This is a genomic window from Psychrobacillus sp. (assembly GCF_056205495.1).
Genome location: NZ_JBAEAP010000370.1, coordinates 1 through 7025, shown reverse-complemented (window position 1 = coordinate 7025; position 7025 = coordinate 1). Strand labels below are relative to the sequence as shown.

Here is a 7025-nt window from a genome sequence, read left to right as displayed (position 1 = left end):
TCCCTTCACAGGATGGAAAAATAGTGGACGAACCAGAACATTTAAACTTTATGGGGCATCAGGGGGATGGGGTATATATATTACTTGGACCTGTAGGTAGGAGATGGCTGTTTTCCGATAAAAGAGCAATAGCTTCACCAGTGACCATCTACACAGACAAGGGCATTATAAGTAATGTTTTATATAATTAGAGGCTAAGATAGACCTGCCTCATTACATAAATGAAGCTCCTTACATCTACTATCTGTAAATGTAAGGAGCTTTTAATAGGACAGTATTTACTGGACTTCCATATGTAAGTCTCCAGTTTTAGCCCATCCTCGTTTTTTAAGCAGGTGATAAGCGGTCATAGAGATAACGGCCGGTACAATAACGCCTAACACGATATACATAAGAAGCACTCCAATACCTTGGTTTGCTAGAACATTTAAAGGAGCGATGAATGAATTTAATCCAAGCCCCGCTAATGTAAAAGGTACCTCAAAATTAAATAATAAGATAGCAATCGGAGCACAAATAATTGAAGATAAAAATGGCCCAATAACTAACCGTGGATTTTTCACCAAATTAGGTACCTGAACTTTAGGCGTCAAGAACGATTGTGCAATGTTCGCACCTAAGTCATTTTCTTTAAAGGACATAGCTGTCCATCCTGCAAATTGTGCTGTACACCCGATTAATGCTGCGGCACTAGATACTGGGTCTAGTTGTAACGCAATGGCGATTGCTGCTGAGGAAGCAGGGGACATAAGGAAAATACTCCATACCAGCGCAATAACAATCGATCCAAGTAAAGGAGATCCAGATACCGAACCAGCAATAAATTCACTTAATTGCTGTAACAAAGGGGTAGTGACAGCTGCTAACCCAACCCCCGCGACACCACCTATAAGGATGGCGCAAAAAGGAATCGCAAGCATATCAAGCTTCGTTTTTCCTGCAATACGTTTTCCTACCCAGATAGCAACCACGGCTGCTAGTACTGCACTAATTGGTTGTCCTGTTGTCAATACCCATAATCCATCTTGTAGTATGAGAGCATTTGCTCCAATGGTGCTACAGGCCATCGCACTAAAAATAACTAACGTGTTCCCTCCGAGCTGATAAGCGATACCTGCACCAATTGCTGGGGCAAGCATCAATTGAGCAGTTTTCCCGATAGCCATAAAACCTTCCCAGCCTGTAAACGTACCAATAGTTTCAATAAGTAGTCCAATTCCTAACGTGACAAGAACTGCGTTTGCTAGTCCTTGGGAACCTCTGTACATTCGGTCGATTAGGTATGTCTTAGTTGCTTGTTTCATGGTGATTCCTCCCAGTTATATAATATATCGCATAAAATATACCGAATGTATTAAAAATAAATAGTCCTTTTTTGGACTAATGCAATACATTATATGTAAATAATAAAAAAATATTATTCCAACCTTTTAAATTGTTATAATATTAATATAATTTATAATGACAGTCAATACTTATTTTTAAAAAGATAAAAGAGGCTGGGACGAAACTCTCCTCAAAAATAAAAAGCCTCGAAAATTCTACGACCTTGTAAATTTTTCGAGGCTTCTATTCAAATATACCTGTAGTTGTTTTCCGTTACAGTGGACGCTTTCCGGGGGCACGGCTTCAATCTCCTCGTCGCTTCGCTCCTGTGGGGCTTTCAGCTCGGGCTGTTCCCCCAGGAGTCGCCACCTTCACTTCAAACAACTAGATTGAAAGGTTGCTTACAAGAAATTGTGCGGACTTTAAAAATGAAGTAAAAACATGAAATCGGGTTTCCGTTTCATGATTTATAGACTAGTTACGTCCCAGCCTCTTTTGAGATTAACTTTTAGATTGTTCCAATTTCATGACACCTACTACATAAGAGCATTTTCTAGTATAACGTCAAGAATGATTCAGATGAATGGATTAAAAAACCTTCCATTGTTAATAAAAATAAATAAAACCATTAATAAAAATAATGAAGATGATATTAGAATAGCGATCAAATCTCTTTTTCTGAACTCCTTTAAGCTAAACCAGGAGCGAGTTTTAAATTTACCGAAACCTCGAAGATCCATTGTATTGCTGACTGTTTCAATACGTTCCAGACTAGAAAAAATAAGTGGCATTATAATAGAGCCAGCATTTTTTATTCGGGTAAATAGTTTTTCATTATTAGACATGTCCACCCCGCGAGCCTGCTTGGAACGAGAAATTGTTTTAAAATCCCTTTGTATATCAGGAATATAGCGTAGAGCAATAGAAACCGAGTAGGCAAGTCGATAGCTTACACCGATACGGTTTAGAGAAGCTGCAAACTCACTTGGATGTGTGGTGACTAAGAACAAAAGAGCAGGAGGGATTACTGCAAAATATTTCAACGTTATATTTAACTGGTAAAACAATTGCTCCTGCGTAAGTGTATAACGCCCCATGGACCCAGTAATAGGGTGGGAGGTACCATAAATAGTTGTCCCATGCTGAGGGGCGAACAAAAATATGGCTATATTGTTTAATAATAAAAACACGAGGATAAAACCAAGTACTAAGCTAATATCCTTTAATTTAATATCCGATATATAAAACAAAATAAAGCTACCGAGCAACAGCACCATTAAAACTCTTGTGTCATACGTTAACATTGCTGCAGTGGACCAAAGTAGGAAACAGATCAGCTTGGTTGAACCTGTTAGGCGATGGATAATAGAATCACGATCAAGATAGCTTAGCAGTTCGTTGCCCATTAAATCGCACCTCCCGATCATACTGTATAAATTGCTCTACAAAGTCAGACGGATGCTCAATTTTAAGCTGCTTAGCAATCTCATATAAGGAAGATTCCTTTAAATTAGCCTCTAGAATTAAAGAGGGATTCGAGAGGATATGGGCTGGTGAATCATCCACTAATATCTTTCCCTCTGTTAACACGATTGCGCGATCTGTATATTCCGTCATTAGGTGCATATCATGGGTAATTAATATAATGGATGTACCCTTCTTCGTTAAATCTTCTAAGAACATCATTAGTTCTGTAGTATGCTTGTAATCCTGCCCCGCTGTAGGCTCATCCAATAATATAATTGGGGGCTCCATGATGAGGATAGAGGCAATTGATAAACGTTTTTTCTGCCCATAGCTCAAGGCTGCAATCGGCCAGTTTCTGAAAGGGTATAATCCACAAGTCTTTAAAGTTTCCTCAACTCGTCTCTTAACTTCCCTATCTGATAGTTCAAATTGAATAAGGCCAAAAGCTACTTCATCGAAAACTATTTGCTTAGAAAACATATGATTTGGATTTTGGAGGACAAAGCCTACACGATGAGCTCGTTCCTTGATAGAGTCGTTAACCGCATTAAAACCCTCGAAATATATAGTGCCTTCAGTAGGTCGTTCAAAACCACAGATAAGAGAGGAAAGTGTAGATTTACCGGCTCCATTGGCTCCGATAAGGCTTATCATTTCTCCTTTATGTAATTGAAAAGACACGTTTTTAATAATGTCTAAATGATTCCCATAGTGGAAGCTGATGTTATCAAGTGTCAGGACAGGCTCATTTTTAAACCCAAGCTGAATTGGAGAGCATCTTGCATCGCTAAATGTTTTTAGTTTCTGTCGGAAGGAGTCATTTACGATGCTGTCAACCTTAGTAAGGTTGGGGTGATCATTCAATTCACACCCTGCATATTTTAAAGCTTTAATGTAAAGTGGTTCTCGTATCCAATTATCCGTTAATACCGATCCTGCCAATAGCTCATTGGGGCTGCCGTCTGCAATTATCTGCCCGTGATTCATTAATATAATGCGATCGATAGGCTCTGATAAAACATCCTCTAATCTGTGTTCTACAATGATAATCGTTTTGTTGCTATCTGTATGAAGCTGATCAATCAGTCTCATTGCTCCCTTCCCAGAAGCGGGATCAAGGTTAGCAAGAGGTTCATCAAACAAGAGAATATTCACATCGTTTACTAATACGCCAGCAAGAGCGACTCGTTGTTTTTGACCGCCGGAGAGCTCATGAATCCTAGCATCTAAATAACTAGAAATTTTTACTAAAGCTGCTGCTTTTTGAACGCGTTCGTGCATTTTTTGTGTGGGTACAGCATTATTTTCTAGAGAAAAGGCTATATCCTCGCCTACAGTAAGGCCAATAAACTGACCATCCGTATCCTGGAGAACCGTACCAACCTCCTGTGAAATGGTAAAGAGATCAAGCTCTCTGGTCTCTCTCCCATGAATGGTAAGGTTTCCTGTCATACTGCCTTTATAAGCAAATGGGGCAAGCCCGTTCAGGCAATGAACGAGCGTGCTTTTCCCAGAGCCGGATGGTCCGACAATAGCTACTTTTTCCCCTTCGTAAATCGTTAAGTTGATATCGTGCAAAGTAGGTTCGGATTGACTATTATATTGAAAGCTAAAGTGTTTAAATTCGATGACTGGCTTTTTCATGTAAATCTCCTTATCTACTTATTCCTCGTAGCTCAGGCTTCCTTTTTTGGTTCTTGTCTTTGCATAAGCAGTAAGCAATAGTGTACCTAGAATTGCAACTGTAATAATATTAGAAGCAGCAGCGACGATCCCTTGTGTAAATACTTTATTTGCAGGCTCTGCATAAATAAGAATGTCCAATAATGGAGCTATTAAAGCCCATGCAATTACTTGAACAACGATTTGAACAATGTTAAATAATATAATGTGTTTTTTACCAAACTCTCCATCCTCAAAAGAAAACTTCTTAAAATATAATCCGATACCTAATCCAACAAATGCGGATGAAATGACCCAGCTCCACCATATAGAACCATAAGAAGTAAGGTCGTTTAAAGCATGACCAAATAATCCAACAAATAAACCCGCTATCGGTCCAAAAATAGCTGAAATGAGTGCTAAAAAAGCATAGGATGTTTGAATTGTCGTATTAGGTATACCGGTAGGGACTGCAGCAAATTTAGCTAGAATTAGGAACACAGCTGTTCCGATACCTATTGCAACAACCGTCCTAGTTGAAAAGATAGATTTTTTCATTTCATTTCTCCCCCTATATATTTTATTGCCAGTCATCCATTTAAGTGATTGTAATAACAGCCTTCCGAATTGTTATTTCTGTATTAGCACCTGTTGAAATCTTATAGGTATCAGCGAAGGAGCCTTGATTTAAGGCAATTCCTATATTATCAAGAGAATTCACATACATGAGTGCATCCCCTAACTCTGCGGCAGCGAAAGAACGACCATACGTAACTTCTCCCTCATAGGCTACCTCTCCGTTAATAGAAAGCGAAACGTCAAATTTATCTCCATATTCTACATTCAGCTGCTTAAACTGTAGACGGTGAATATTAGTCCAAAGATTGCCGAATGGTAGATCGATAACATCAATGACTCCTGTAATCGAATTATTTTCAATAACTGCCTCCTTTAATGGCAGTTCAACGATCAAAGATGTAGGGATAGAGGGTCCGACGTCCTCCATATGAATATCACCAGAAGCAAGTCGTGCCCCTGTATAGGCAAAAATGTCACGTCCATGAAACGTGTGAGATTCTCCAGAATTCGGTAGGCGGTTTTTGGACTCATCAATTTCTCGCACTTCTTTAATACCAATAAATCGATTAATGTGGGTTAATGTGCCATTGTCTGGGGTGACAATATATTGATCGTTTACGGTCTTAGCAACTACACTTCTCCGGTCCGAACCAACACCAGGATCTACTATGGAAACAAATACTGTATCACTTGGCCAATAGCTGATGGTTTGTAAGAGACGATAGGACGCCTCCCAAATATTGTACTGAGGAATCTGGTGTGTCAGATCAAATAGCGGAAGTCCACGCTTCACACTATTGGCTACCCCGTGCATAGCGCTTACTGCACCGTCGTTGATACCAAAATCTGATTGAAATACTAATAAACCTTCTGTCATGTTAAAACACTCTCCTCATTATTTTTGGAGGAGAGCGAATTAAAAAACTCGCCCTCCTCAATCATTGGATTGAAAAGGACGAGATACTCGTGTTACCACCTTTATTCACTACTTATTCACATAAGCAGCCTCAGCAAGTACAGAAATTCCGTTAATATGAAATTCTAGACTGTGGTGTGGATAACGGGTACCAATCCCGCTAGCATCTCAGGCGCAGGTAACTGCACGTTCAATGTAGTGCTCAGAGGCCATTGTTCAAATGGTGTTTTCTGCTTCTTTTCAGCTACCGAAGCTCTCTTTGAAGAAAACCACTCATCTTACTTTTTCTCTTCATCGCATTAACTTATTATAGTGAATTTACAATTAATTCTGATAACTGTCAAGCGTTTTTTAAAGTTCCTTTATACTTTCTTCCTGTGCCTTTTCCCATTCTTCTCTTAAAATACCCATTCGAATGGAATCATAGTAAACACCATTATATAAGCGGACTTTACGAATTCTTGCCTCCATAGACATTCCAAGCTTTTCTCCGACCCGAATCATCCGTTTATTACCTGACCAGGTCGTATAGCCTACCCGGACAAGTGGCATTGTAGTAAAAAGGTGGTTCATCCAAAGTCTCATAGCGCGGGTTCCTAGCCCTTTACCCCAGCTTGGAGCTTCATGAAAGCCTATACCCATCTCAAGCCATTTAGAAGGTTCATGCTCCCAATAATATGAAACGATTCCACGCAATATACCATCTACTTCAATCCCCCAAAAGCTTTTACTGTCCACGTAGGATTCTGCTTTTTCCATAAATACCTCATAGGGAGTTGGCTTATAGTCATAATAAGGAGCATCCCACTTTTTCCACTCCGGCTCCTCATCTTTACACATTAATTCCCATAGTCTAGGTAAATCATAGTACTGAATTGGTCGTATGATTAATTCTTGATCTTGATACAAGTTGTTTTCCTCTTTTCATTTTAGGTTTGTATTTTTCCATTTGTATTGAAAAGAGAAATGTTAGAAGTCTACTTTTCAATCACCATTAGTTTGTTTTTCATTCTTTATCAGTCCCTTCGATACTAGTAAACTAATTATATAATAATTTTAGAAAAATGAAAAAATA

6 protein-coding genes, 1 pseudogene and 1 other annotated feature are annotated in these 7025 nt (G+C 39.0%); of the genes and pseudogenes, 1 reads left to right on the top strand and 6 read right to left on the bottom strand.

Annotation, left to right across the window (positions count from 1 at the left end; translation table 11 throughout):
• A pseudogene (locus AC06OU_RS11095) lies at positions 1 to 191 on the top strand (hypothetical protein); the annotation flags it as partial.
• An 87-nt stretch (positions 192 to 278) separates the two neighbouring features.
• Here AC06OU_RS11095 and AC06OU_RS11090 read toward each other — a convergent pair.
• The 6 genes from AC06OU_RS11090 to AC06OU_RS11065 all read right to left on the bottom strand — a co-directional run bounded on the left by AC06OU_RS11090 (position 279) and on the right by AC06OU_RS11065 (position 6859).
• The gene (locus tag AC06OU_RS11090) at positions 279 to 1304 is read right to left on the bottom strand and encodes a PTS sugar transporter subunit IIC (protein WP_475855800.1); all 1026 of its coding nucleotides are present in this window, start codon (positions 1302 to 1304) and stop codon (positions 279 to 281) included.
• Between the two features lie 597 nt (positions 1305 to 1901).
• Positions 1902 to 2732, bottom strand: coding sequence for an energy-coupling factor transporter transmembrane component T family protein (locus AC06OU_RS11085; RefSeq protein ID WP_475855799.1), 831 nt, complete (start codon positions 2730 to 2732; stop codon positions 1902 to 1904).
• Positions 2704 to 4437, bottom strand: a complete 1734-nt coding sequence (locus AC06OU_RS11080) for an ABC transporter ATP-binding protein (protein WP_475855797.1) — start codon at positions 4435 to 4437, stop codon at positions 2704 to 2706. Before AC06OU_RS11080 ends, AC06OU_RS11085 begins: the two co-directional genes overlap by 29 nt.
• Before the next feature lie 18 nt (positions 4438 to 4455).
• Positions 4456 to 5013 carry an ECF-type riboflavin transporter substrate-binding protein gene (locus AC06OU_RS11075; protein ID WP_340881488.1) on the bottom strand — a complete coding sequence of 186 codons (558 nt, stop codon included), beginning with the start codon at positions 5011 to 5013 and terminating at the stop codon, positions 4456 to 4458.
• Positions 5014 to 5053: 40 nt separating this feature from the next.
• Entirely contained in the window at positions 5054 to 5911 is an 858-nt protein-coding gene (locus tag AC06OU_RS11070) for an SAM hydrolase/SAM-dependent halogenase family protein (protein WP_475855795.1), read from the bottom strand.
• Positions 5912 to 5982: 71 nt separating this feature from the next.
• Positions 5983 to 6254, bottom strand: a binding site (T-box leader).
• A gap of 47 nt (positions 6255 to 6301) precedes the next feature.
• Positions 6302 to 6859: a GNAT family N-acetyltransferase gene (locus AC06OU_RS11065; protein ID WP_475855794.1), complete on the bottom strand. Its 558-nt coding sequence runs from the start codon at positions 6857 to 6859 to the stop codon at positions 6302 to 6304.
• Positions 6860 to 7025 lie beyond the last annotated feature (166 nt).